21 protein-coding genes and 2 pseudogenes are annotated in these 26,035 nt (G+C 45.5%); 9 read left to right on the forward strand and 14 right to left on the reverse strand.

Going from position 1 to position 26,035, the window contains the following annotated elements:
• Positions 1–231: 231 nt before the first annotated feature.
• Both DH10bf12_RS01920 and DH10bf12_RS01925 read left to right on the forward strand, forming a co-directional pair.
• A complete protein-coding gene (locus DH10bf12_RS01920; RefSeq protein WP_471736940.1) occupies positions 232–693 on the forward strand; it encodes a helix-turn-helix domain-containing protein in 462 nt (153 codons plus the stop codon).
• Positions 677–1,849: a PstS family phosphate ABC transporter substrate-binding protein gene (locus tag DH10bf12_RS01925; RefSeq protein ID WP_471736941.1), complete on the forward strand. Its 1,173-nt coding sequence runs from the start codon at positions 677–679 to the stop codon at positions 1,847–1,849. Before DH10bf12_RS01920 ends, DH10bf12_RS01925 begins: the two co-directional genes overlap by 17 nt.
• 184 nt (positions 1,850–2,033) lie before the next feature.
• On the opposite strand, the gene DH10bf12_RS01930 is transcribed toward DH10bf12_RS01925, so the two are convergent.
• From DH10bf12_RS01930 to DH10bf12_RS01985, 12 genes are all read right to left on the reverse strand, one after another.
• Positions 2,034–3,032: an acrylyl-CoA reductase family protein gene (locus DH10bf12_RS01930; protein ID WP_471736942.1), complete on the reverse strand. Its 999-nt coding sequence runs from the start codon at positions 3,030–3,032 to the stop codon at positions 2,034–2,036.
• 20 nt (positions 3,033–3,052) lie between these two features.
• Complete coding sequence (locus DH10bf12_RS01935) at positions 3,053–3,637, reverse strand: DNA-3-methyladenine glycosylase (protein WP_471736943.1); 585 nt, start codon at positions 3,635–3,637, stop codon at positions 3,053–3,055.
• A gap of 325 nt (positions 3,638–3,962) precedes the next feature.
• Complete coding sequence (locus DH10bf12_RS01940) at positions 3,963–4,163, reverse strand: cold-shock protein (RefSeq protein ID WP_041123677.1); 201 nt, start codon at positions 4,161–4,163, stop codon at positions 3,963–3,965.
• Positions 4,164–4,836: 673 nt separating this feature from the next.
• Positions 4,837–5,799: an ABC transporter ATP-binding protein gene (locus DH10bf12_RS01945; protein WP_471736944.1), complete on the reverse strand. Its 963-nt coding sequence runs from the start codon at positions 5,797–5,799 to the stop codon at positions 4,837–4,839.
• A 13-nt stretch (positions 5,800–5,812) separates the two neighbouring features.
• Positions 5,813–6,721: a C40 family peptidase gene (locus DH10bf12_RS01950; protein ID WP_471736945.1), complete on the reverse strand. Its 909-nt coding sequence runs from the start codon at positions 6,719–6,721 to the stop codon at positions 5,813–5,815.
• Positions 6,718–7,818, reverse strand: coding sequence for a dipeptide epimerase (locus tag DH10bf12_RS01955; protein ID WP_471736946.1), 1,101 nt, complete (start codon positions 7,816–7,818; stop codon positions 6,718–6,720). The genes DH10bf12_RS01950 and DH10bf12_RS01955 overlap by 4 nt, the downstream gene beginning before the upstream one ends.
• A complete protein-coding gene (locus DH10bf12_RS01960) occupies positions 7,818–8,738 on the reverse strand; it encodes a S66 peptidase family protein (protein WP_471736947.1) in 921 nt (306 codons plus the stop codon). The genes DH10bf12_RS01955 and DH10bf12_RS01960 overlap by 1 nt, the downstream gene beginning before the upstream one ends.
• A 310-nt stretch (positions 8,739–9,048) precedes the next feature.
• Complete coding sequence (locus DH10bf12_RS01965; protein WP_471736948.1) at positions 9,049–10,683, reverse strand: peptide ABC transporter substrate-binding protein; 1,635 nt, start codon at positions 10,681–10,683, stop codon at positions 9,049–9,051.
• Positions 10,684–10,767: 84 nt separating this feature from the next.
• Positions 10,768–11,796 carry an ABC transporter ATP-binding protein gene (locus DH10bf12_RS01970; RefSeq protein ID WP_471736949.1) on the reverse strand — a complete coding sequence of 343 codons (1,029 nt, stop codon included), beginning with the start codon at positions 11,794–11,796 and terminating at the stop codon, positions 10,768–10,770.
• 211 nt (positions 11,797–12,007) lie between these two features.
• Complete coding sequence (locus DH10bf12_RS01975) at positions 12,008–12,961, reverse strand: ABC transporter permease (protein WP_471736950.1); 954 nt, start codon at positions 12,959–12,961, stop codon at positions 12,008–12,010.
• 1 nt (position 12,962) lies between these two features.
• Complete coding sequence (locus DH10bf12_RS01980; protein ID WP_471736951.1) at positions 12,963–13,895, reverse strand: ABC transporter permease; 933 nt, start codon at positions 13,893–13,895, stop codon at positions 12,963–12,965.
• A gap of 12 nt (positions 13,896–13,907) precedes the next feature.
• Complete coding sequence (locus DH10bf12_RS01985; RefSeq protein WP_471736952.1) at positions 13,908–14,729, reverse strand: M55 family metallopeptidase; 822 nt, start codon at positions 14,727–14,729, stop codon at positions 13,908–13,910.
• A 614-nt stretch (positions 14,730–15,343) separates the two neighbouring features.
• Here DH10bf12_RS01985 and tnpA point away from each other — a divergent pair.
• The 3 genes and pseudogenes from tnpA (at position 15,344) to tnpC (ending at position 17,664) form a co-directional block, all read left to right on the forward strand.
• Positions 15,344–15,670 (forward strand): IS66 family insertion sequence element accessory protein TnpA, encoded by a 327-nt coding sequence (tnpA, locus tag DH10bf12_RS01990; RefSeq protein ID WP_471736260.1) that lies wholly within the window; start codon positions 15,344–15,346, stop codon positions 15,668–15,670.
• A pseudogene (gene tnpB / locus DH10bf12_RS01995) lies at positions 15,667–16,025 on the forward strand (IS66 family insertion sequence element accessory protein TnpB). Before tnpA ends, tnpB begins: the two are co-directional and overlap by 4 nt.
• An 89-nt stretch (positions 16,026–16,114) precedes the next feature.
• Positions 16,115–17,664 (forward strand): annotated as a pseudogene (tnpC, locus tag DH10bf12_RS02000) (IS66 family transposase).
• Positions 17,665–17,963: 299 nt separating this feature from the next.
• On the opposite strand, the gene DH10bf12_RS02005 reads toward tnpC, so the two are convergent.
• Entirely contained in the window at positions 17,964–18,713 is a 750-nt protein-coding gene (locus tag DH10bf12_RS02005; RefSeq protein ID WP_471736953.1) for a sugar phosphate isomerase/epimerase family protein, read from the reverse strand.
• Positions 18,714–18,890: 177 nt separating this feature from the next.
• On the opposite strand from DH10bf12_RS02005, the gene DH10bf12_RS02010 reads away from it, so the two are divergent.
• The 4 genes from DH10bf12_RS02010 to DH10bf12_RS02025 all read left to right on the forward strand — a co-directional run bounded on the left by DH10bf12_RS02010 (position 18,891) and on the right by DH10bf12_RS02025 (position 24,753).
• Complete coding sequence (locus DH10bf12_RS02010) at positions 18,891–21,011, forward strand: beta-propeller domain-containing protein (protein WP_471736954.1); 2,121 nt, start codon at positions 18,891–18,893, stop codon at positions 21,009–21,011.
• Between the two features lie 313 nt (positions 21,012–21,324).
• Positions 21,325–22,128 (forward strand): Cof-type HAD-IIB family hydrolase, encoded by an 804-nt coding sequence (locus DH10bf12_RS02015; RefSeq protein ID WP_471736955.1) that lies wholly within the window; start codon positions 21,325–21,327, stop codon positions 22,126–22,128.
• Positions 22,129–22,812 carry a pseudouridine synthase gene (locus DH10bf12_RS02020; protein WP_471736956.1) on the forward strand — a complete coding sequence of 228 codons (684 nt, stop codon included), beginning with the start codon at positions 22,129–22,131 and terminating at the stop codon, positions 22,810–22,812.
• Positions 22,813–22,932: 120 nt separating this feature from the next.
• Positions 22,933–24,753 (forward strand): mechanosensitive ion channel, encoded by a 1,821-nt coding sequence (locus DH10bf12_RS02025; RefSeq protein ID WP_471736957.1) that lies wholly within the window; start codon positions 22,933–22,935, stop codon positions 24,751–24,753.
• 320 nt (positions 24,754–25,073) lie between these two features.
• Here the strand turns inward: DH10bf12_RS02025 and DH10bf12_RS02030 are convergent, their stop codons facing one another.
• Entirely contained in the window at positions 25,074–26,027 is a 954-nt protein-coding gene (locus tag DH10bf12_RS02030; RefSeq protein WP_471738171.1) for an ABC transporter permease, read from the reverse strand.
• Positions 26,028–26,035: the final 8 nt, after the last annotated feature.

Genomic DNA, 26,035 nt, shown 5'->3' on the forward strand with positions numbered 1-26,035 from the left:
CATGATTTTTATAACAAGGCGGTGAGGAAATGTGGATTTGTTTGTGGAAAACCAATGTTTTTGGTCAGGTATATCCTCACCTTTTAAATAATTATTTTACAAAACAGCTGAATGACGCTTCCTATCCACACCCTTTACCCACAGCTGTGTAAAAAGAAGTGATTGACTCTACATAAAAGTAGTGTAAAATTACACTAATAGTTTCATTTTAAACTGAAAGAGGTGGAAAAGTTGGACAAAGATCAAGTTATCCACATCATTGCGGAAAAATTAAAATTAATCAGAACAGAAAGCGGCTATTCCCAGGATAAAATGGCTGAGCTTTTGGGGATATCTAAAAAAACACTTGTGCAAATCGAGAAAGATCGTATACTGCCCGGATGGAATACAGTCGTTGCTGTGACTGCACTGTTCCATCAGAGTGAAGTGCTGCAAAACACCCTTGGAGATGAGCCGCTCGAAGTCATCAGGCTCGTCACTTTTGAGCATGCGGAAGAACCTTTTAACAGAACGCTTGGCGGTAAGGTCTGGTGGAAGGACATTCACACAACAGGAGCCTATACGCTTCAGCAGAATCTGATCAGCAAACATTATCGGATTCTTGACCAGCAGCGGTTCAGATGGATCAGTACGTTTGATGAAGATGAAGCGGTAAAACGACTGGAGGAATTGTCAGATGGAAAAAAGAGCTAAAGACAATGAAGCACGGCTACTGATAGCCATATTGGTTGGGATTGCGGGATTTTATTTGGTTGGCATCGGCAGTTTCTCTCTTTTATTTGAGAGCGGTCAGCGTGAAGTCTTCATTCTGATCGCTACCAGTATCGCAGTCTATCTGTTGTTTATTTTGAGACTTTTCCGTGTGATCCAGGGTAGAAAATTCACTTACTCAGCTGCCGGCATTGCAGCAGCTGTTTTAATCACCATCGGCAGTATGACAGCGTATGACGCCTACCTTGAAAGCATTACAAATTCAGCCGAAGTTGACCTGACTGCCTATGAGCCATTTGAATCGGGTACAAAAGCTGTCACAATGCCTATGGAAGCATCACTCCATTTAGAGAATGAACTTCCTAAATTAGATGGTGCGACTGCTCTTTATCCACTGTATTCAGCATTTGCTCAGGCAGTCTATCCTGAAGACGATTATCCACATGTGGGTAACTCCAATCAGACGGTCTTGTCCACGAAAACGGATGAAGCATATGATAGATTGATCAATGAAGAAGCGGATATTATTTTCGTAGCAGGTCCTTCTGGAAGACAGGAGTTTGCTGCTGAACGCGCAGGCCATGAGTTTGAGATGACACCGATCGGACGGGAAGCATTCGTCTTTTTTGTCAATGCGAGAAACCCGGTTGATTCTCTAACGATCGAAGAGATTCAGGGCATTTATTCAGGCAAAATCACGAACTGGCAGGAAGTCGGTGGCGAGAATGAGGAAATCCAGGCTTTCCAGCGCCCTGAGGACAGCGGCAGTCAGACTGCTCTTGAAAAACTGATGGTTGGCATTCCGATTATGGAAGCTCCGGGCGAAGAAATCGTGACCGGGATGGGCGGGATCATTAAAGAAACGTCTGATTACCGTAATCATGGAAATGCGATTGGCTTCTCGTACAGATTCTTTTCAACAGAAATGGTGAGAAATGGGGATATCAAGCTGATTGCCATAGAAGGCGTGGATCCTTCAGCAGAATCCATCCGCGACGACAGCTATCCACTTTCAGCTGAATTTTATGCGATTACAGTAGGTGAACGTACTGAAAACGAACAGACATTCATCGACTGGATTTTGTCTGATGAAGGACAGTGGATTGTGGAGGAAACCGGGTATGTGCGTGTGGAATGAGTATGTGATTTGATGGATTGCTACAACTTCAGCGCGGATCAGTGCAACCTCGGCGGGAATTGTGACAAGTAACCAGGTGTATCGCTACATCCTGGGCAGCGATTCCTACAACCTAACGCAAAACCCGTACAAGTCATCAAAAAAAGCTGTCCGGCACCTACATGCCGGACAGCTTTTACTCACTCTATTCTCCTGCAACCTTCACCAGCACACGGCCTTTGATCTTACTTTCAATTATATCCGCCATTGCCTGAGGTACATCCTGAAGTTCGACTTCACGGTCCACCATATCCTCAAGGTTAGCCGGCTTCAGATCTTCACCGAGACGCTTCCAGACTTTTTCACGCAGCGGCATTGCACAGTAAGCTGAGTCAACACCAAGCAGACTCACACCACGCAGGATAAACGGATGTACAGTAGCCGGCACCTTCGTTCCACCAGTTAATCCGCTCACTGCAACGGCTCCATTTTGCTTCATTTTACTTAGAACAGAAGCCAGGCTGTCTCCACCAACCGGGTCTACAGCGCCTGCCCAGATCCCTTTATTCAGCGGTCTGATCTTTCCGCCATCATATACTTCATCACGCGAAATCACTTTGGCTGCACCAAGAGATTTCAGGTACTCATACTCTGAAGATTTCCCTGTACTTCCTGTCACCTGATATCCCTTTGCAGCAAGCATCGCAACAGCCATACTGCCGACACCGCCCGTTGCACCAGTCACAAGCACATCTCCGGATTCAGGTGTAACATCTTCTTTTTCCAGCCTATGTACAGATAAAGCTGCAGTAAAACCCGCCGTACCGAAAATCATCGCTTCACGTAATGATAAGCCTTCCGGAAGCGGGACCACCCAGTCTGCCGGTATGCGCGCGTATTCACTGTATCCGCCAAAATGAGTAACACCGATATCATAGCTCGTCGCAATGACCGGGTCCCCTTTTTTAAAACGGCTGTCTTCAGACGATTCCACCGTTCCAGATAGGTCGATTCCCGGTATAAACGGATACGACTTTACAATATTACCGTCCTTCAACCCTGCCAGTCCGTCTTTAAAATTAATGCTTGAGTAAGCGACCTTAATCAGCACTTCCCCTTCAGGAAGCTGATCTTCTGTTACATCAGTCACTTTAGTTTGTACCTGATCATCTTTTAGATCTACCATTACTGCTTTAAACGTCATCTTCGTTTCCTCCTTTTTGTTTAACGCGAAATATACGGATTGCCTTTTACAAAAAACCGCCATGGATAATCTCTGGCTTCACCAGTATTATCAATCCCAATTCTCGGCCCCGTCATAATCTCAAAATCCTCATGCGCCCATCCCTCAAAAATCTGCAATGGCGGCGCAGTATAATGCGAGCCGTAATCATTCATTGCAATGCCAAGTGCCTTCGTGAGTTTGCCAGGGCCATTTGTCCACTCAACCTGCTTTCTGCCAGGTCGTCTTTTCTCCATTAAATGAAGGCCCTCAACCGGCTCCACCGCCCGGATCAAAACAGCCTGTGGCGTATCCACTTCAGCTGCCACAACATTCACAAGCGTATGCGTATGCATCTGATATGTGTAAACAGATCCTGCCTTCCCAAACATAATCTCAGTCCGGCGTGTCCGGCGGTTCAAGTAACTATGTGCCGCGCGGTCATCTGCGCCCATATAAGCCTCAGTCTCAACAATGATCCCTGAAGCCCTGCCCTCAGGCGTATCCTTTACAAGCAGCTTACCAATCAGGGCTTCTGCAAGCTCCAGTGCATTCCTTTCGTAAAATGGCTGCGTCAGTGCTTCCATGAAAATCCCACACTTTCTATTAAGCAATACTTCCTTCTTTCCCTAAGTGATTCCAGGTTAAAACAATTTTTTTGGTGGCGCAGGCGGGACGGAATTGAGTGTGCTGATTTTAGAATGATTACAGAAATGGATCACACGGGGACGGAGTTCAGTGAGTCAAAAATAGAATGATTATAAAAATGGATCACATAACTCCGTCCCCACACGAGTCATTTTTAGAATCACTACAAAAACGAATCATTCAACTACGTCCCCGCTGTACCGCTAAAATCACAAAAAAACACCCGCTCCTCAAAAGAGAAGCGGGTGTTTTGAAAGTGTAAAATTATAATTTTACAACGTTAGCAGCTTGGTCGCCACGGTTGCCTTGAGTGATTTCAAAGCTAACTTTTTGACCTTCTTCAAGAGTTTTGAATCCGTCGCCAGTGATAGCTGAGAAGTGTACGAATACATCTTCGCCGCCGTCTACTTCGATGAAGCCAAATCCTTTTTCTGCATTAAACCATTTTACTGTACCTTCGTTCATGGGTAATTCCTCCACTGTGTTCTAAGTTTTACTTAATAGCTGAGTAAAAACAAAGAATTCACATGCTATCACAAGCTTTTTACATGATAGGAAAATGTAAAAAGTTCCTGATAACATGTGAATTAGATGGTGTTACGTATTAAGCATAGACTTATGATAGCATGGGATTTTGGAAATAGCAAACCTTTTGGCAAAATACTTTACGACACGATTCGTCATTGATGGTTGTGCAAGCGTTACGATGGTGATCAGAATAGGATTGCTGTTGCAGAAAAATAAATGATAAAAAATTAATTCAAATCTGGAAAGTAAAACTTGAATATGAAGGAGTGTGATGTTAAATCCTCTAACTGCACGTGTTAATGACCCGAAACCTGGTGAATATAACTTTACACTTCCCGGATCTGACCCGGAGTTTTCCGAATCTGACCTTAATTCCCGCTTATCCCCCGTCAGCAAACCTTGCACACCGTCAAACAAAAAAGACCACCCAGAGGACGGCCTTTTCTTATTAATATCGCTTAGATTTACGGCTATTTAAAAACTTACGGATGAACGGGTATACGATCGGTCCGTATTTGATTGCGCGTTTAATCAGTCTTCCCATTATGAATCCCTCCCGGTTGTGCTCATGTTAATCTTGTTATTCCCACAACGCGGAAGATACAAACATTTACTCTGCGTAGTGACATGCAGCAAAATGTCCCGGACGTACTTCACGCCACGCCGGCACTGCTTCTGCGCAATGTGCTGTTGCGACCGGACAGCGCGTTCTGAATACGCAGCCTGATGGCGGATTGATCGGACTTGGCAGTTCACCTTCAAGCAGAATCCGTTCCCGTGACTCCTCTACATCAGGGTCTGGAATCGGGATTGCTGACATAAGTGCTTTTGTATATGGATGAAGCGGCTCATCATAGAGCTTCTCACTTGTTGTAAGCTCCATCATCCGGCCGAGATACATCACGCCAATGCGGTCTGAAATGTGCTTTACCATTGAAAGGTCATGGGCGATAAATAAATACGTCAGCCCTTTTTCTTCCTGAAGAGACTTAAGCAGATTCACGACCTGCGCCTGTACGGATACATCAAGCGCTGAGATCGGCTCATCTGCTACGATAAAGTCCGGATCGAGCGCAAGGGCACGTGCAATCCCGATTCTCTGGCGCTGACCGCCTGAGAATTCGTGCGGGTAACGGTTGGCATGATCACGGTTCAGTCCCACATCTTCAAGGAGCTGATACACCTTTTCTTTCATTTCTTTCTGATTTTTATATAAGCCGTGAATATCCATCGGCTCTGAGATAATTTCTAGTACAGTTGATCTCGGGTTCAGCGAAGCGTAAGGATCCTGGAAAATCATCTGCATGTTGCGCAGAAAGTTAAAGCGTTCTTTTTCTGACATGCTGTGCACGTCTTTCCCGTCAAATGTCACTGCGCCTTCAGTCCGGTTGTATAAGCCCATGACTGTGCGTCCGGTCGTTGATTTTCCGCACCCTGATTCTCCTACAAGACCGAGCGTTTCCCCTTTATGTACATCGAAGCTGATCCCGTCTACCGCTTTCAGGAGCTGATTTTTACCGAGATCAAAGTGTTTTTTAAGGTCTGTTACTTCCAGCAGCTTCTGCCCGCTCATGATGTTATCCCCCTTATTCCTGCCAGTAGCGCCTTGTCTGGCACCATTCTTTTTCGTAAAACGTTCCTGCAATTTCCTGAATCATAATTTTTTTACCCGGTGTGGGTGAGTGAATCATTTTGCCGTCACCGTGATAAATTGCCACATGATGCAAGCGCCCTTTACCTTCTTCATAAGCAAAAAAGATCAAATCCCCAGGCTGTACATCTTCCTTCGCAACTTCTTTACCGTCAGCTGCCTGATCAGATGCGTCACGCGGGATTAAATAACCGTTTGCTCTCATCATCGAATAACTGAAGCCTGAGCAGTCATACCCGTATGGCGTCATGCCTCCCCACAAATACAGGAGATCCTGGAACCTTTCAGCGTCTTTTAAAATGGCTTCAGGCGTCCCTTTTTCAAGCTCATCTGTAAAAAGTTTCACCGCATCTCTTTTGATAAAAGCCTGTCCATGCGGTGTATGTACTTCCACCTGATCTTCAGCGAGATCTGTTACCGGCAGAATCGTTGTAAATGCAAGTGGCACAAGCGTTTCGCCATTTTCATTTAAAAGCTGTGTGAAGTCTGACGTGACAATTGCTTTTTCCTCAGCCGGATCCATATCATCAGCGTCGATCTCAGTCAGCTGTGCCATTGGAATCCACCCAGGGTACCCAGCCGGATGCTTTTTAGAACTTTGGGACAGAACAACGACCTGCGCCCAGTCATCCTTTACTTCTTCAATTGTGACCGTATCCCCGTAAAGCACCTGCGACTGAACTTTATTGTCATCAAGCAGTGCCTTACGCTGTTCAGCTGTCATGCCGCTCAGCCAGTCTTCCATGTTAACCGGGACTTCAAGTGCAGGCTGATCGAGCTTGCGCGGTGATGCCGGTTCTGTCCAGAGTATCGCTGCTGTTACATTGATGTGTGCTGTTCTCATTTGTTAACCTCCCCAAGCACTGCGTGTTCCTTAATTGATTCAATGCCAAGTCCTGACGCTTTGTTAAATGTCATTTGGGCGCCGTTAAACTGAACGCCTCCATTGACGATATCCTCAGCAAGCAAAAGTGGTGCGTCAAAATCATAGCGCGTGATATTCCGCTGACTAGCAGCAAAATGGGCGGCGGCTGAAATGCCGACCTTTGTTTCAATCATACTGCCTGTCATACAAGGAATATCGTAGGCTTCCGCAAGCTTTGCAATCGTCAAAGCTTGATGGATGCCGCCAGCTTTCATGAGTTTAATATTAATCAGGTCAGCTGCACGCATCCCAAGCACGCGAATGGCATCCTGCGGGCTGAAGACACTTTCGTCTGCCATAATCGGCGTATATGTATGGTCTGTTACGTATTTTAATCCTTTGAGATCATGGGCTTTCACCGGCTGTTCGACGAGTTCAATGTTCAGTCCCTCATCCTCCATCCTGCTGATCGCATACACTGCCTCTTTCGCTGTCCAACCCTGATTTGCATCAAGTCTCAGCGTACAGTCCGTCTTTTCACGAATGGCTCTGATTCGCTTGAGGTCGTCCTCAATCTCGCCAATGCCGACTTTAATTTTCAGGACAGAAAAACCGTCCTGATTAAATTGCGCTGCATCTGCAGCCATTTCGTCCGGCTCATTGACACTGACCGTGTAGTCCGTTTCAAATGAATCTGCAGCGCCGCCTAAAAATTGATACAGCGGCATTCCTGCATGCTGTGCAAGAAGATCATGAATCGCACAATCCACAGCTGCCTTCGCGCTTGTATTGCGCACCATTGACGTATTCACTGTATGAAGCAGATTTTCTCTATTTAAAAGAAACTGGCCGATACATGTCGGTGCAATGATGCCATTGACCGCTTCTTCAATACTTGAAAGGGAGTCACCGGTAATGACATGTGTCGGCGGTGCCTCCCCGTATCCCGTGCGTCCATCCTCATCCATGATTTTCACAATCACAGAGTCAGAAACCGTCAGTGTCCTGAGCGCCGTTTTAAAAGGTTTTTTCAGTGGCACTCTGACACGGAACGTTTCAATGGAGCGGATCTTCATCACTCCACCCCCGGCAGCAGCGTCAGCGTCTTATCAGCAGCTGAGAGCTTTACATTTACGCCAAGCGGCACTGCAAAATGTGGTTCACAGTGACCTATTTTAAAGCCTGATACAACCGGAATACCAAGATCGCCTAAATAATGCTCGAGCACTTCATCAAGCGATAGCGACGGCTTTCCGTTTGTCGGCACTGCATTTTTAAAATCACCTGCTACAATGCCATTGAGCTCCTGCAGTTTACCCGCTGACTTTAACTGACTCAGCATCCCGTCAATTCTGTACGGCTCTTCATCCACATCTTCTATTAAAAGAATCTTGTCTTTCATTTCAATTTCGTGCTTTGTATTCAGCGTGCTCACAATCAGCGACAGATTCCCACCCGTCAGTTCACCCGTTGCACCACCTGCTGAAATCACATTCAACTCACCGATCGCTTCAGTGTAATGAAGTTCCCGTGGCTCAAACAGCTGCGCAAACATTTTCCCTGAAAGCTCATGGAACTCATCCTTGCCGATATCAGAAGCAGGCATTGGACCGTGGAACGTGACCAGTCCGGTTTCCTGGCGGATGGCTGTGTGTAAATAGGTGATATCACTGTATCCCCAGAAAATTTTCGGGTTCTGGCGGATCAGCTCATAATCAATGTTGTCAGCGATACGACCTGTGCCGTAGCCACCTCCTGCGCATATTACTGCACTTACTTCAGGGTCTGCAAACATGGCATGCAGGTCTTCCAGTCGTTCTTCATCTGTTCCCGCTAAATAACCGTGGACATTACGGACATGTTTACCTTCTTTTACTTTTAATCCGAGTGATGTGAAAAATTCGATGGATTTCTCCATGCTTTTTATATTTGGCGGGCTTGCCGGCGCGATAAATCCGACTGTGTCCCCGCTGTGTAATCGTTTAGGTAAGATCATATGTGTCGTGCTCCTTTCTGTACTCTGAAAAAGGGGTGAGTGACCCTCTTTTCAGAAAACAGAAGTGGTTTTTTCAGAATAAAACATGTTTGACGCGTAGGTCGATATACCCTAAGTGGCGAACATCTGTTAATAAGTGTTGAAGTCGTGCTTTTGAGCGTCGAAGGTTACCATCATTGCGTTGAACATCACCGATTGAACGTCGAACACCCTGGCGCAAACGCCGAACCACTGCCCCGCGCACTACACCACACCCAACCAACCTAACAAACAGGAAGCACCGCCCAACAGCGGCACTTCCCATTTTAACTTAAGCTTCCTTATCTGCCCACTTCAGTTCAAGGTATCCAACCGGGTGGCGTACAACATCAGAGATGCTGTCTGCATAAAGGTAAACCTGGTTGTAGTAGTGAAGTGTGAAGATTGGTGCTTCTTCCATTAATAGCTTTTCAGCTTCATAGAGAAGCTCGTAGCGTGCCTGCTCGTCTGTTTCTGCTTTTGCATCAGCAATCAGCTGATCGTATTCTTCGTTTGACCAGCCTGTACGGTTCATTGATGAACCAGTAACAAAGCTCTCAAGTGCGTTTACAGGGTCAGCGTAGTCATGCAGGAATGAGCTTCGTGACAGCTGGTGCTGCAACGCGCGCTGCTCATCTAGGAAGACGTTACTTTCTGAAGCTGAAAGCTCCATCTCAACGCCGATGTTCTGGCTGACCATCTGCTGGATTGCTTCAGCGACAATACGGTTTGATTCTGTATTGCTGTAAGTCAGTGTAATCGTTGGAAGCTCGTCATAGCCTTCCTCTTCCATACCTTCTTCAAGAAGGGTCTTTGCTTCTTCAGCATCAAATGTCTGAAGGTCGCCGTTTGTTTCGCGGAAATCATTACCTTCTGCATCTTCAAATCCAGGTGAAACGAATCCTGTTGCAGGGACTTCACCCATTTTTGTTACATAATCAACAAGCTCCTGCTGGTTCACGGCTTTACCGATCGCCTGGCGGATTTTCTTGTTCTGGAATGGCTCTTCTTCTACGTTAAAACGGTAGAACGCAAGACCAGCCTGATCTTCGATGACGACATTTTCAGAGTCGATCAGTTCTTCAGCGCTGTCTGCAGGGATTTCTGTCATATCAAGGTCTCCACTTTCAAACATCTGATACTCAGTGTTTGTATCGCTAACCATTGCCCAGTGAACTTTATCAAGCTTTACAGTATCTGCATCCCAGTACTCTTCGTTTTTCGCCATGACGATTTCGCTGTCAGGTGTCCATGACTCAAGCATAAACGGTCCATTCGCTACGAATGTGTCAGCTGAAGCGAACCATTCAGGATTTTCTTCAGCCGTTGCTTTGTGCACCGGGAAGAATGAAGGGTTTGAGATGATATTTAAAAATGCGCCAGTTGGCTGTGAAAGTGTTACTTCAAATGTTTTTTCATCTACTGCTGCAAGACCAAGGTCTTCTGCACTTCCTTCACCTGCGTTGAAAGCTTCAGCGCCTTCGATGAAGTAAGCAAGGAATGCTGCAGGTGATGCTGTCTCCGGCTCAAGCATGTAAGTCCATGCATAAACGAAGTCTTCTGCTGTTACAGGCTCTCCGTTTGACCAGTTTGCATCTTCACGGATGTTGAACGTGTATGTAAGTCCGTCTTCAGATACTTCCCATGACTCTGCCATTGCTTCCTGTGGCTGGTCGTCCTGACCAAGACGCGTCAGTCCTTCCATTACATTATTCAGTACGTTCCATGACGATGCATCAAATCCGATTGGCGGGTTCATTGAAGTCGGCTCTGTGCCGTTGTTCATACGAAGGACTTTCTCTCCGCTTCCCTCTTCACTCTGAACGCCTTCATCCTGCTCGTCTTCGCCGGCTTCATCGTTTGCCGTACAGGCTGCAAGTACAAGCACCATGATGATTGAAAATAAAAAGATTCCCCATTTTTTCATGCTGTGATTCCCCCTAAGGTGTATGTTTTTTGCCGGCCTGAAAACCGTCCGGACGAACCGGAGACGTCTCTTTCAGACCAGTTGTTACCTTTGTGCTCTTTCATCTAAAAGCCAGCAGTCTGCCTGGTGTGTTTCTGACAGATGCTCTGTTTGCGGCACCACTTTTTCACACACAAGCATGGCGTGCGGGCACCTCGCTGCAAATGGACAGCCGGCCGGTGGTGAAAATAAATCAGGCGGTGTACCTTCAATCGGCTCAAGCGGCTTCCCTTTTAAATCAAGTCGCGGGACTGAATTCAGCAGACCCTGCGTATAAGGATGCTCAGGCTGATAAAAGACTTCGCGCTTTGTACCGATTTCAACAATTTTACCGGCATACATCACTGCAATCCGGTGGGCGATCTTTGCTACTACGCCAAGGTCATGCGTGATCAGAATGATCGACACGCCGGTTTTCTTCTGAATTTCTTCAAAAAGTTCAAGGATTTGCGCCTGAATCGTTACATCAAGCGCTGTTGTCGGTTCATCTGCAATGAGCAGCTCCGGCTCACACATCAGCGCAATGGCAATCACGATCCGCTGTCTCATCCCGCCACTGAACTGGTGCGGGTATTGATTCAGCCGCTCTTCAGGATTCGGAATGCCGACAAGCTTCATCATATCCAGTGCCTTTTTATTCGCCTGGGCTTTTGAAAGCTTCTGATGCTGGCGGATCCCTTCTGTCAGCTGATCGCCTATTTTTAAGGTAGGGTTCAGTGCCGTCATCGGGTCCTGGAAGATCATTGAGATATCAACACCGCGGATCTCCCGCATGTCTTTTTTAGACAGCTTCGTCAGGTCTTTTCCTTTGAACTGAACGTTCCCCCGTGTTATTTCGCCAGGCGGTGATGGGATCAGCCCCATGATCGCGCTTGATGTCACGCTTTTACCGGAACCAGATTCACCTACGATTGCAAGTGTTTCTCCTTTATATACGTCAAAGTTCACACCGCGCACAGCCTGTACGGTTCCTCCGTAAGTTTTGAATGTTACTTCGAGGTCGCGCACTTCAAGGACAGGCTCTCCTGCTTTTGTCCCATCGACTGTACGGTGTTTTCTGTCTGCTACAGTCATCTGTTGTTCACTCCTGGCAGTTTATTTTAGCTTTGTTGAGTTTGGCTGATGAGCTCCGTTTCAGGGGGACGCTTTCCGCGGCCGGGCGGTGAGCCACTTCCATGCTTCGCATTACAGTGTCTCACCTGTCCCTTTTCCGCCGCTGGAGTCGCCCCCTTCCACTCCGGTCATCAGCTGTGCAATAAGAATCATGTCTTTCTAACATCACTCTTTACTTTCTAAGTTTCGGGTCTAATGCATCCTGCAATCCGTCGCCGAGTACGTTGAAGGCGAACATGGTCAGTGAGATGAAGAATGCCGGGAAGAATAGTCTCCACCAGTGGCCTGAGATGATGACGCCAAGTGCGTCGTTGGCCATGACACCCCAGCTCGCATGAGGTGCCTGAATACCAAGTCCGAGGAAGCTTAGGAAGGCTTCAGCGAAAATGGCTGTCGGTACGGTCAGCGTCATCTGAACGATGATTGGTCCCATCGTATTTGGCAGCAGGTTTTTACGGATAATCCGTGATGTTTTTGCGCCAAACGATTGTGATGCTGTGACGAATTCATAGTTTTTAATCTGCATGACCTGACCGCGGACAATCCGGGCCATTCCGATCCAGCCGGTAACCGTCAGTGCCACGATGATTGTCACAAGGCTTGGTCCCATGACAACTAACAGCAGAATGACAACGAGCAAGTATGGTAATCCGTATAAAATTTCAATCACGCGCATCATCGCTGAATCGGTTCTGCCGCCCTTGTAGCCGGCGATGCCCCCGTAAATGATGCCGATTGTAAAGTCAATGAGTGCGGCCATCAGTCCGACGAATAAACTGATTCTTGCGCCGTACCATGTACGGGCAAATACATCGCGTCCCAGATTATCCGTTCCAAACCAGTGTGTACTGTTTGGTGAAAGGTTCTGATTCGGCAGGTTCTGTGTTGTTGGTGAGTGCGGTGTCAGCATCGGGCCGAATATCGCCATAAACGCAAGACCGATTAAGAAAATTAACCCTGCCATTGCCAATTTGTTTTTAAGTAATCTTCTCCACGCGTCTCTCCAGTAGGAAAGTGATGGACGTACAACCTCTTCCGCTTTTTCGCGATCCTGTCCGACCGGGCGGAACCAGTCATCAGGTATTTGTTCATGATTTGAAGGAGGATTTTCAACCGTCTTTCTCACCTTACTCTCCTCCCTTCTTCACGAGCTTAATCCGCGGATCAAGCAGCGTGTATGCGACATCCACAAGGAAGAGCATAATCACAAGAATCGTACTGTAAAAGACTGTGGTTCCCATGATGACCGGATAATCACGGTCGTTTATACTGTCGACGAAATATTTACCCATACCGGGAATCGCAAAGATTTTTTCGATTACGAACGTTCCTGTTAAAATACCGGCAACCAGTGTACCGAGTATCGTAACGACTGGAAGCATTGCATTTTTCAAAGCGTGTTTGACAACGATTTTAAAAGGAGTGAGTCCTTTTGCACGCGCCATTTTTATGTAATCCTGCGTGAGTACTTCAAGCATGCTTGACCGTGTCAGACGGGCAATGATCGCCATCGGCCCTGTTGCCAGCGCAATGACCGGAAGTACCATATGTGCGGGGCTCGACCATGTTGCTGCCGGGAGAATGCCCCAATTTACCGCAAACTGCTGAATGACGAGCGTCGCAAGCACGAAGTTCGGAATCGAAATCCCTAGTACTGCAAGTGTCATCGCAAGGTAATCAATTACGCCGTTATGTCTGAGCGCTGCAAGCACGCCAAGTACGACACCGGAGACTAATGCAAGCAAAATGGTGATAATCCCGAGCTCTGCTGATATCGGAAATCCTCTGCCCAACAGATCATTCACGGTCTGATTCGGATTCTTAATTGACGGTCCGAAATCAAATGTCGCGATACTTTTCAAGTACATGCCGTACTGCACATACAGCGGCTGATCAAGCCCGAAGTGTGCATTTAAGTTTGCCTGTACTGCTTCACTCGTTCCGCGGTCCTCATTAAATGGAGAACCCGGAATTGCATTCATTAAGACGAATGTCAGTGTTGCAATCACAAGGATGGTTACCACCATCATCATAAAACGTTTTGCTATGTATCCTGCCACCTGCCGCTCCCCCTAACAAAATGATGTGCGCATCGCAAGCTCTGTCATGACTAACATGGCCTGGTATGCTTCTAAGATGTTTTTCGCTCTGAATGTCACGATGCAGGTATCCGGCTCTATCTCTGTTCCGGGCATCAGATTCGCCCATTCCGCCATACCGTAATTCGTGAATTCGATTTTAAAAACAGGTGATTCAGATGCGATTAAAGGCTTCACCTGAATGTCTTTTAATGCATCAGCCGCTATTTCTTTTAAAAGTGCGCGGGCTTTTACTGGCGTCAGACTTTTTACAGCTGACCTTGAGATCGTCTCCTTAACTGCTGCCGTCTTCACCCCGCTGATCAGTGCCTTCGCTTCAGCGGCTGCACAATCATCGCCGCCAACCATCACAACAGGAACACCAAAGTGTCCTGCAACCATCGCATTGAATCCCAGCTCACCGACGACTTCATCGTCCACCCACATATTGCGCACGCCCCACGTCATTGCGTGTGACATCACACCTTTTTGGCCGGCTCTGGCGTGATAGCCGAGGAAGATCGCCGCGTCAAACGTTGAATCAAGTCCCTGCACCATCGAAAATGGTTTTACATCTCCAGTGATTAATAGAGCATCAGAATGGAGCTCCTCAATCACCATATTATTCATCTTGGAATGTGAATCATTGACGAGCACTTCTGTTGCGCCTGCTTCAAAAGCAGCTTCAATGACTGCATTTGCTTCATGCGTCATCATCAGCCGTCCGCGTTCATAGTTTTTTTCATTCGAACTGACATATGTATAATCCGGAAGGCCTGTGATCCCCTCCATGTCCACTGACAAGTAAACCTTCATCGACAAATTCCCCTTTTTCTTCAATCACAATTTTCAAACAACTATACCAAAGAGAGGGAATTCGATCAAATGGAGGAAGCACTGTTCAAGACTGTCATATAAGGGTTCAGGTGGTAATCCAATTGTCCCTGAACGCTGTTAAATCAACTATTTCGTTTAGGTAAATAGTTTGATTGAAGCGCTGAAAAATTTTTTTAATTTTCTGTTGGTTTTTAGATATTTTTGTTTATGCAGACGGTTAATTATGCTCTGGCGTGGATAATTATGTGTGATGGATTTTAGGTTCGCAGAAAAACAAGCGATGTTCATAGAATAAATGAAGTGGTTCGTAGAACAGGAAATATTGTTCCCAGAAAAACATAAGCCCTTCTTAGAAAAAATAAGGTAAGCGTCAAACGAACCACACCTTCTGTTGTGTAACCTTCCGTGACAAAATGAAGGAAATCAAATATGTAACGAACGTGTTCAATCAAGCTACGATTTTTTCTACTTTCTCTTCACATAGACATTTCAAACGGATCTTAAGCCAGATGAAATGCTCCTTTCTTCGAAAGGTACACCGACTGCCTCTTATCCTATGAACACATTGGTTATATGGAAGGTGTGGTTATTGAATGGATGTAAAAGAAAGCTCAAATCACGTGCCAAGTGGATACGTAGAAAAGATGTCGCGTATCTATGAAGAGTGGCGTGAAAGTGACTTATCATTAAAAGCATTTTGCGAGACTCGGGATGAAGTCACGTACAGTCAGCTTCATTATTTTAGAATGACTTACCGGCCAGAGGATATCCAACAGGAACGTCCAACTGGATGGGCAAAAATCAATATGCAATCCCCTACTACGAAGCTCGACCTGCACGTAGGGCCATATAAAGTTGTGATCCCTCCGGGATTTGATAAAGAATTATTAACTGAACTGCTGGAGGTGATCACGCCATGATTCTTCAACCGGAATCTATACGCAATATATACCTCGCTCAAGGCGTGACAGATATGCGATTATCCATTGATGGTCTTGCGGCCATCGTACAGGAAACGTTTGAATTAGATCCGTGTTCTTCAGATATCTTTTTGTTTTGTAACCGTGAACGGGATAAAGTGAAGATTCTACACTGGGAGCACAATGGTTTTTGGCTGTATTATCGCAGACTTGAAATGGCCGATTCCGTTGGCCCGAAGGGCGTGAAGATGAAACCACTTCTCTGAACCCTAAACAGTTAAAGTGGTTGTTAGAAGGACTGACGATTGAAGATGGAAAAGTTCATCCGAAACTTTCCGGCATGAAAGTTATATAAGGGGTAGACCTCAGACAGAAGGTGTCGTACCCTAGGGGTATGAAAAACAAACGACACCTTCTCATCCTAAAACTTCAAATAAAGACCGCATTCATGAACTGGAAAAGCGTAACGAAGAGCTCGAAGCTCTTGTCTCTTGGTATGAAGGCCAATTCAAACAGCTTCAAACCGAGAAATTCGGCCGTTCCAGTGAAAAGACGAATACCTCCGATGGTCAGATTGAACTTCCACTTTTTAATGAAGTAGAGATCACTCAAGATTCAGCACATGAAGAACCACAGTTAAACGAAAGCGATCTCGTTTCAAGCACTCAAAAAAACAAGCGAAAGCGTTCATCACATGAACTGAACCTTCCGGTTGAAAAAGTCACTTATCATTTACCTGAAGCTGAACGAAATTGCGAAAGCTGCGGGCATGACCTACACGTTATGACGACAGAAACAAACCGCACACTTGAAATTATTCCGGCCAGTGTCAAAGTCACTGAACACGCGCAAGAAGTATATGCTTGCCGTCAGTGTCAGGAATCTGGGATTGAAACACCTATTATCAAAGCGCCAAAACCGGCATCAGTCTACCCTAAAAGCATGGCATCTGCCTCATCGATGGCTTACGTGCTGACCCAAAAATATCAATCTGGTCTCCCTCTGTACCGTCAGGAACAGCTCTTTAAACAACAGGGGATTCCTCTTTCGAGACAGACAATGGCGAACTGGGCAGTTTATGGGGCTGATCAATGGTTATCACCATTAGTGACACAGATGAAGGCTAAAATGATGAAGGAAGCTGTCTTACATGCAGATGAAACGTCTGTTCAAGTGCTGAACGAAGAAGGTCGTGCAGCTTCATCAACTTCTTATATGTGGCTCTATCGGACTGGTCAGACTTCTTTTCCGTGCGTGGTTTACGATTATAAAACCACTCGTGCCGGAAAAAATCCGAAGGAGTTTCTTAAAGACTTCAAAGGATTTCTTCATGTGGATGGCTATGCAGGCTATCACAAAGTTGCGAACGTGAAACTGTCAGGTTGTTGGGCGCATGCGCGAAGATACTTTGTTAAAGCTGCCAAGAGTGCCCCGAAGAAAAAAGGGGAACTGTTAAACCTCCCTGAACAGGCAGTTCAAAAAATTGGGCAGCTGTATAAGATTGAAAAAGAAATACGAGAGCTGAACTTAAATAGCGATAAACGTCACCAGCTTCGAAAAGAAAAAAGCCTGCCAATTGCGGAGGCTTACTTCGAGTGGCTGAAAAAAATTCGTCCAACTGTGTTGCCGAAAAGCCCTTTGGGCGAAGCCATTGTATACTCACTCAATCAAAAAGATGCTTTGCTTACCCCTTTTCAGATGGTCGACTTGAAATTGATAATAATTTAGCTGAACGTAGTATCAAACCTTTTGTGATCGGCCGAAAAAACTGGTTGTTTTCGAATTCGATGAAAGGCGCAGATACCAGCGCACTTATTTACAGTGTGATCGAATCAGCTAAAGAAAATGATCTAAAACCGTTTGAATATCTCACTTATTTATTTGAAAAAATGCCAAACACAAATCTGTCTGATCAGCAGAATCTGGATCAGTTTCTGCCGTGGTCTAAACAAATACCTGATCACTGTCGAATTGAAAAAGTAAACAAGCATTAAGTAAAAGCCGTCCCGAAGGGTACGGCTTTTCTGTTGCCTCAAATATCATCATCAAAATAATCAATGTGTGTTTGCTTTGACGCTTACAAAATAAGCTGGTTCGTAGAATAGTGATATTTGACCTAACCTTCACCTGAAAAGCGGAAGGCGCACGTTCACTCTGAAAGGCATGAGACGCGGAGCGGAAAACGGGTGAACTTTCCCGTTTTCCGCTCCGTGGCTTATGATCCGAAGAGCTAGCGCCTGGAGCTGGACACATACAAAAATCCGGAGCATCACCCCGGATTTTGAATCAAAACTTATTTATACCAGCTTTTAACAACCTTCGCGCTCGGCTTTACTTCTTCAAGCGGATCACCGTCAAAGTGCTCCTGCTCTACAACGAGCCAATCGGTCTGAACGCGGTCAGCAAAGCCTTTCAGGTCAAGGCTTCCTTTACCAATTGCAGCCGTTCTTTTATTGCCATTTTCCTCAATCATGTCTTTTAAATGAATAGAGAAAACATTCTTTTTGAGGCGGTCCAGGAGGTTATATGTATGAATACCTGCATATTCTGTCCAGTAGACGTCAATTTCAAAATGGATGTAATGCGGATCTGCTGTTTCTTCTATCACATCCCAGCCTGTCATGCTTGTTTCCACCGTTTTAAATTCGAAATCATGATGGTGATAACCAAGCTTGATACCGGCTTCACCTAAGTGAGCAGCAGCTTCATTCATCAGATTTGCCAGCTTTTTATAGCCTTCAAGCGTACGCCATTCTTCATCTACAAATGGAATAATCAGCTTTGTATTGCCGATTTCTTTGCTGAAGCTGATCCAGTGATCAAGCTCAGATTTGTTTTCAAGCGCAGTCACCGGCATATGAATACCTGCTGCTTCTAAGTGATTTTCTGATAAAATCTTTTTCCATTCTTCACCTGATTTCCCGTAATCACCTGCAAGCTGTACACCGTCGTACCCTGCCTCGCTCAGTGCTTGAATTGTTTGTTCAGGATTTTCTTCCATTGCTTCTTTTACAGACCAGAGCTGTATTGCTACTTTTACCATATGAAACCCTCCTCTTTTACATAAGGGTATTATGAAAACACTTTCATCTCAAGTATTATCCATTTTCAGATTATTCCTGTAACTTAATTGAAATCATTACGTCTTATATGTAATAAGGAAAATGAAGGCAGGATATTGAACATAGAAATCTATACTGTTGATTGGAGGTTATGATGTATGAAAAAGTGGATGGTTTTATCTGTGATTCTGCTGATCTCTGCTGGCGGGCTGGCTTTTTATCTACTTCAAAAGCCAGAGGTGACCACTACGGCAACTGGTGCTGAGGTCAGGTCCGTGTTCAGTGATCATACGTGGCAAATGAACTTTACTGAAGAGATGCGCGAAGAGACGGTTAATGAAGAAACGGTCTTTGTAGAAGACAAGGACGGGAATAAAACGGCTGTTTCAATTGAATTATCCAATGAAGGACATACACTTGTCGTTGCACCTCCGGACGGTGGATACAAAAACGGAGCATTTTACACGCTTCATTTATCAGAAGAAATCAAGTCCTCACTGGGATTGAAGTTAAAAGATGACCAGGCAATTGAGTTTAAAATCGTGACGGACCTCCCTCGATTTGCAAATGAGCAGGAGCTGAGAGATCACTTCTCAGCGCTGATGGAAAACAGCCGGTCATTGGGCATTGACGAAGACTTTGCGGTGGAAGAGTCCGTATCAGAAAGCACCGCTGATTCTGCAGATAGTTCGTCAGGCGGTGGAGGCGGCGACTTTTCCACTGTGAATAACCAGGTGGATGGCGTGGAGGAAGCAGACATTGTTCAGACGGATGGCGACTATATTTATATGCTTTATCAAAATGAGAAAATCAGAATTGAAAAGATTTTAGAAGACGGCTCGACTGAAACAGTTCACACAATTACGCTTGGTCAGGGGAATTTTTACGGTTCATCTCTTTACCTGAACGGCGACACGCTGGTGGCAGTCGGTGATTTCTGGTACAGCAGGCCCGGCCAGGAAGTGAGCACAACGACGGCTAAAATATATGATGTAACTGATCCTGCTGCCCCTGAATTAACAAGAGAATTTTCAGCAGAAGGGTACCTCGCAAGTTCGAGAATGGTGGATGACGTTCTGTACCTTGTGACAAATCATCACCCTGATGTCTGGATTATGCAGGAAAATGTAGAGGCCGATGTGAGACTGCAGCCTTTTATCAAAGATACGGCCGTTTCTGATGAATTCTTTACACAGCCGGTTGAACAGATTCAGAAGATCCCTGAGTCAAACAGTACTGAATACGCAACAATCTCAGCAGTGCCGATTAATGAACCGGATACAGAAGCAAATGTTCACTCCTATTTAGGCAGCAGCGGTCAGATTTATATGTCTAAAAACAATTTGTATATTGCATCCATGCAGCACACCTTCTTTCCGATGATGGATATTATGCCTGCCGGGGGCGGCCCTGGAGATGAAACGGAAATTTATAAGTTTTCAATCGATAGGCTGAACGTTCAGTTTGCCGCACAGGGAAAAATACCGGGGCGCATCCTGAATCAGTTTTCAATGGATGAACACAACGGTTATTTCCGCGCAGCTACAACAAAAGGATCTATGTGGTCAGAGGATCAGCCTTCAGTTAATAACCTGTACATTTTAGATGAGCAAATGGAGATGAGTGGATCTGTTGAAAACCTTGCACCGGGTGAGCGTATTTATTCAGCCAGGTTCATGGGAGATAAAGCGTATATCGTGACATTTAGAGAAACGGATCCGCTTTATGTGATTGATACATCTGATCCCACTGCTCCTGAAGTGCTTGGCGAACTGAAAATTCCGGGTTTTAGCACATACCTCCACCCGCTTGATGAAAATCACCTGATCGGCTTTGGTGTGGAAACGTCGCTTGAGGAAACAAAGCCTGGCGAAGCACCGATTGTCAGACAGGAAGGTATGAAAATTTCACTTTTCGATATCACAGACTTTACGAACCCGGTTGAAAAGGATGTAGAAGTCATCGGTGGACGCGGGACGCACTCCCCGATCCAATACGATCATAAAGCACTTTTCAGACATGAGGAACGCGGACTGTACGGATTCCCGATCATGTTATATGAAGGAAATGATGATATGAACCTGACATTTGAGGGTCAGGGGGCTGTGCTTTACAGCATTACAACTGATGGCATTGAACCTGCAGCTGAATATATGGATGAAAAAGATCCAAACCAGCTGTATGAAGAATACGAAAGCATGGTGCAGCGCATGATTTATGTGGAGGATGACCTGTATCTGATCAAGTATAATGGGATTGATCATCATCCTCTGCCTTAACCTTAATGGCTGATTTGAGGATGGGCCTGCGAATGTCATATGAACGGGTTTGAGTGTTGTATTGTGCTGATTGAATGACATACGACTCGTTTTGAGTGCTGAATCGAGCTGATTAAATGGAATCGAACGCAATTTGATGTCTATTGAATGTCACATCACTCAAACCCGCTGCGTTCGCTCCATCTTCTTCATGCCCCGGGACACTTCTGAAGTGTCCCGGGGCATTTTTATCTCATCCACCACACCTTCCCCCTCCTTGCCTCTCCCTCTATCCTCAAGTAAAATGAAGATATGTACAAGAAGGAGACTTGAAATGACTTATAAAATGATTGTTTTAGATATGGATGACACGTTACTGCAGGATGACCATACAATTTCAAAAGAAACGGCCGCTGCACTCATGAAGGCACAGGAAAAGGGTGTGAAGGTTGTGCTGGCTTCAGGACGCCCGACGTTTGGCATGTGGGATACAGCAAACGAGCTGCGCCTTGCAGATTACGGAAGCTATATTCTTTCATATAACGGTGCAAATATTTTCAATGCCAAAACAAAGGAACTGCTGTTTGAAAGTACGCTTTCACCTGAAACGGTTCATCATCTATATGATCTGAGCATCCGCGAAAATGTCGGGATCCAGACGTATGTAAACGAAGCGATCCTGACACCTGAGGATAATGAATATACACAGATTGAATCTACCCTGACAGGTCTGCCGATTGCACTGACAGATGATTTTAAGCAGGCTGTGAAAGAGCCGGTCGTTAAAGTACTGATGCTTGAAGAAGGCAGTGTACTTAAAAAGGTTGAAGAGAAGTTAAAGCAGGAGCTTGCTGGCACGTTGAGCGTATACCGTTCAAAGCCATACTTCCTTGAATTCACTGAGGCTGGTGTAACAAAAGGGACAAGCCTTGAGCAGCTGGCTAAAAAACTTGAGATCGACCAGTCTGAAATTATCGCAGTCGGTGACAGCTACAACGACCTTGAAATGATTCAGTATGCAGGTCTTGGTGTTGCAATGGGTAATGCACCAAAGGACATTCAGCAGGAAGCTGACTTTGTTACTAAATCAAATATGGAACACGGCGTAGCGCACGTTGTAGAGAAATATATCCTCTAAATGCAGCATATCCAGACGGTTTTAGCGAAAAGTGGCGTGTACTCAAGACGTGAAACTGGCCGAATGATCGAACAGAAGCGTGTAACGGTCAATGGTGTCCCGTGTACCCATTCAACTGAAGTGCTGGCTGAAGATGTGATATTAATTGATGGTATGCCCTTACCAGAGCCTGCTGAACGCATCTATTTGGCTTTTCACAAACCACCAGGCATTACCTGTACAGCGCAGCAGGCCGTTGAGGGGAATCTTGTCGACTATCTTAACTTCGAAACAAGGATTTTTGCTGTTGGGAGACTTGATAAAGCATCAACAGGGCTGCTCCTGCTGACAAATGACGGATCAATTGTCAATCCTTTAATGAAGGAAGAGTCTGCAAAGGAAAAGGAATATCTCGTGGAAACGAAGCGGCCGGTGACAGATGAAATGATTGAAAAAATGTGCGCAGGCGGTTTGCTGATTAAAGGGAAAACAGCCTCCCCCGCCATCGCTGAGAAAACAGGTGAATACTCATTCCGTATTATTTTAAAACAGGGATTGAACCGCCAGATCAGGCGTATGTGCAGTGCTTTTGGTAACACTGTGGTCAGCCTCAAGAGAGTACGCATTTCTCATATTCAACTTGGTTCACTCGAGCCTGGCGAATGGCGTTATTTAACCAATGAAGAAATAAAAGGATTAAAATAAACAAGCTGATGCGTTTGCATCAGTTTTTTCATTTTTCTGAAAATTATATGTAATACTTGTTTTTTTCTGTCTTAATAAGGGAAATAACTAGTTGAACATCAATTACTAAGGAGGGTGTATATGAACAATAACTGGTTTGGGGGAGGCGGCTTTAATACAAGCGGCTTTCTGAATTCACTCGGAAACCTTCTGCTGGCCTTGCTCGTACTGTTGATCGGCTTTATTATTGCCAGGGCAATAGCAGCTGGTGTCGAAAAATTACTTAAGAAAACAGGTATTATCCGTAAATACGGGACACCTAAAAGACGCTCTTCAGCATCGGGTGGAGAAAAAGATACGTCTAAAAAATGGACGCCTGAAAAGATTGCCGGAACCATTGTATTCTGGATCATCATGGTATTTGTCTTTATTTTATTCTTTAACTTACTTAATCTGAATATCATCGCTTCACCACTTGTCGATATGATGAGTACGATTCTGGCATTTATTCCGAATATCCTGACGGCTGCACTGATTCTGCTTTTAGCATATGTGCTTGCACTTGTCCTGAAAACAGTCGTCGTCAAGGTCGGACATAAACTTGTTCAGAACCGCAAAGTACGTGACAGTAAATACATCAAAGACTCTTCTAACCTCGGAAACTATGTAGATAGTGCGGGAACCATTGTATTCTATCTCGTATTACTGATGTTCCTGCCTGGTATTCTTGGCGCACTTGGTATTGATGCAGTCTCTGAACCATTCAGCGGCATGCTGGCAGGCTTCCTGTCATTTATCCCAAGACTTGCAGCAGCTGTCCTGATCTTTATCATTGGCTGGATTGTTGCAAAGATTGTCAGAGACATTGTGTCTAACTTCCTTCATGCAGTAGGAGCTGACAAACTCGGCGCAAGACTGGGCCTTGATCAGGCACTGAAGGATACATCAATTTCTTCGATTATCGGAACAGTTGTTTTTGTTCTGATTATGATTCCTGTTACAATCTCAGCACTTGAACGTCTGCAGATTGCAGGTATTACAGACCCTGCGATCAATATGCTTGATGACGTAATGGCGATGATTCCAAACATCATTATTGCGATTCTGCTGATCTTTGTTGGTCTATTCGTTGGTAAATGGGCCCGACGCTTTGTTGCCGATCTGCTTTCAAGACTCAGCTTCAACAACGTAACAAGTCAGCTGCGGGTTGGCGGTTGGAAAGCATCCGGCAACAGCATGACACCATCAGATATCGTCGGTTATCTGGTCCAGATGATTGTAGTCATCCTGTTTGTTGTAGAAGCATTTCAAATTGTGGGACTCAGCTTCCTTGTAGATCTTGGTACAGCTGTCCTTGCATTCCTGCCAAGCGTGATCACTGCGATTGTGATCCTTGGACTTGGTATTATTCTTGCAAATGTTGTGAAGCGTATCCTTGCAAGCCTGTTCGAAGGTTCAGAGCTTGAAGTGCTGAGCTCGGTTGCAAAATATGCCATTATGGCACTTGCCCTGTTTATGGCGCTTGATCAGCTTGGTGTTGCCGATACCATTGTCAACTCAGCGTTTATCCTGATCCTTGGTGCGGTTGCACTGGCATTCGGCCTTGCATTCGGTCTTGGCGGACGTGACAATGCTTCTCGCTATCTTGATAAAATTGAGCGTAAAGCTGAAAACACTGAAATGAATAAAGAAAACGCAAGAATGGAAAGAGAAAAAATGAAGCAGGAGAACCGTAATGAAGGATCTCAGCACACAGCTTCAACACCACCTCAGGAAGCCGTTCATGACGATGTTGTTGATCAGCGTCCGGTTGATAATGACTGGAGCGGAGACGACCTGTCACGTGACACTTCTGCGTGGGACAGTGTGAATGATGCGGACGATTTCCCTGAAAATGATCAGCGTGGACATAATAACCCTTATGCGCCGGATGATTTTGACAATGATCGCCGCGGTGAATAATGAAGTTGAAAAAAGCGCTCATGCTGCGGCATGGGCGCTTTTTGTGTGGTTGAAAGGATGATTTGAGCTGGGTTCGATGGCGCGGTGCGGGCGCTGGGGATCAGGGGCGCTGGTGGGCGGGCGTTAATTCGGACATCTTTGTGATTATATCTATCACCTTTGCCAATTATCGCGTCACCTTTTCGGTTATTCCACCGTTCCCGTTTTACCGGCTCGTTTTTCAATGAGCATTTGACATAATTCCATCACCTATCTAATTAATTACGTCACCTTTTCGGTTTTTCGCTCGCACGCCACACTTCGTTCCCAGCCGCTCTCCTCTACTCCTTTTTCCTAAAATAAGTAAGCGCAAGAGCCAATACTAAAATACCACCTTTAATAATATCCTGTGCATAATACGGTACATTCATCATCGTCAGTCCATTTAACAAAATCCCGATAATGATTGCCCCGATAAATGTGCCAATGACATTCGGCTTTCCTGCACCGAATACTGAATAGCCAATTAGTGCTGCTGCCACGCCATCCATCAGCAGCGGATCGCCAGCTGATACCTGTCCTGTTCCAATCCGGGCTGCAAGCACAATCCCTGCTAGTGCCGCAAACACCCCGCTGATCACATAAGCGTATGTACGGTAACGGTTCACAGGTACTCCGGACAGTCTGGCTGCCTCTTTGTTACCACCTGTCATATAAAACAGGCGTCCTGCACGCGTATAATTTAAGAATAAATGCACGAGTGCGACAATCACGACCATTAAAATAACAGGAAACGGAATGTTGAACAGTCTGCCCTGTCCGATAAACTGGAATGCCGGAATAAAGATACCCGGTGCTGTGCCACTTCCATCAGGCATTGGCATATTGCTGTAAATGGAATAACCTTTTGTATAAGTCAGGTGGACACCATTGATGATATACATGACTGCAAGGGTTCCGATTAAATCAGGAATTCTGATTTTCACTACGATAAATGCATTGATCAATCCAATTAAAGCACCGAGCACGAGTGGCACAAGAAGTACCACTAGAAGCTCCTGGCTGTACCAGACTAACAGTGCACCACTTGCAACGGTTGCCAGACTGACTGTGGATCCGACTGATAAGTCAAATCCGCCGACAATCATAGAGAACGTCACACCGATCGCGACAAGCGTCACAATCGAAATGGAACGGAGAATATCAGTAATATTGCCGTATGTTAAAAATTGCTCATTTGTCAGACTGAAAATAAGTATGATCAGTGCAAGTGCCAGGAGTGTGCCAAATTTCATAAAAAAAT

The sequence above is a fragment of the Jeotgalibacillus sp. 10bf12 genome, assembly GCF_055597105.1.

Bases quoted from the DNA above. Each gene is read 5' to 3' on its own strand.
- DH10bf12_RS02030 (WP_471738171.1), bottom strand. From the start codon at position 26,027: ATGAAATTTGGCACACTCCTGGCACTTGCACTGATCATACTTATTTTC.
- DH10bf12_RS01935 (WP_471736943.1), bottom strand. From the start codon at position 3,637: ATGGAAGCACTGACGCAGCCATTTTACGAAAGGAATGCACTGGAGCTT.
- DH10bf12_RS02005 (WP_471736953.1), bottom strand. From the start codon at position 18,713: ATGGTAAAAGTAGCAATACAGCTCTGGTCTGTAAAAGAAGCAATGGAA.
- DH10bf12_RS02025 (WP_471736957.1), top strand. From the start codon at position 22,933: ATGAACAATAACTGGTTTGGGGGAGGCGGCTTTAATACAAGCGGCTTT.
- DH10bf12_RS01965 (WP_471736948.1), bottom strand. From the start codon at position 10,683: ATGAAAAAATGGGGAATCTTTTTATTTTCAATCATCATGGTGCTTGTA.
- DH10bf12_RS02015 (WP_471736955.1), top strand. From the start codon at position 21,325: ATGACTTATAAAATGATTGTTTTAGATATGGATGACACGTTACTGCAG.
- DH10bf12_RS01955 (WP_471736946.1), bottom strand. From the start codon at position 7,818: ATGAAGATCCGCTCCATTGAAACGTTCCGTGTCAGAGTGCCACTGAAA.
- DH10bf12_RS01950 (WP_471736945.1), bottom strand. From the start codon at position 6,721: ATGAGAACAGCACACATCAATGTAACAGCAGCGATACTCTGGACAGAA.
- DH10bf12_RS01985 (WP_471736952.1), bottom strand. From the start codon at position 14,729: ATGAAGGTTTACTTGTCAGTGGACATGGAGGGGATCACAGGCCTTCCG.
- DH10bf12_RS01930 (WP_471736942.1), bottom strand. From the start codon at position 3,032: ATGACGTTTAAAGCAGTAATGGTAGATCTAAAAGATGATCAGGTACAA.
- tnpA (WP_471736260.1), top strand. From the start codon at position 15,344: ATGGATGTAAAAGAAAGCTCAAATCACGTGCCAAGTGGATACGTAGAA.
- DH10bf12_RS01945 (WP_471736944.1), bottom strand. From the start codon at position 5,799: ATGAGCGGGCAGAAGCTGCTGGAAGTAACAGACCTTAAAAAACACTTT.
- DH10bf12_RS01960 (WP_471736947.1), bottom strand. From the start codon at position 8,738: ATGATCTTACCTAAACGATTACACAGCGGGGACACAGTCGGATTTATC.
- DH10bf12_RS01970 (WP_471736949.1), bottom strand. From the start codon at position 11,796: ATGACTGTAGCAGACAGAAAACACCGTACAGTCGATGGGACAAAAGCA.
- DH10bf12_RS01925 (WP_471736941.1), top strand. From the start codon at position 677: ATGGAAAAAAGAGCTAAAGACAATGAAGCACGGCTACTGATAGCCATA.
- DH10bf12_RS02010 (WP_471736954.1), top strand. From the start codon at position 18,891: ATGAAAAAGTGGATGGTTTTATCTGTGATTCTGCTGATCTCTGCTGGC.
- DH10bf12_RS02020 (WP_471736956.1), top strand. From the start codon at position 22,129: ATGCAGCATATCCAGACGGTTTTAGCGAAAAGTGGCGTGTACTCAAGA.
- DH10bf12_RS01940 (WP_041123677.1), bottom strand. From the start codon at position 4,163: ATGAACGAAGGTACAGTAAAATGGTTTAATGCAGAAAAAGGATTTGGC.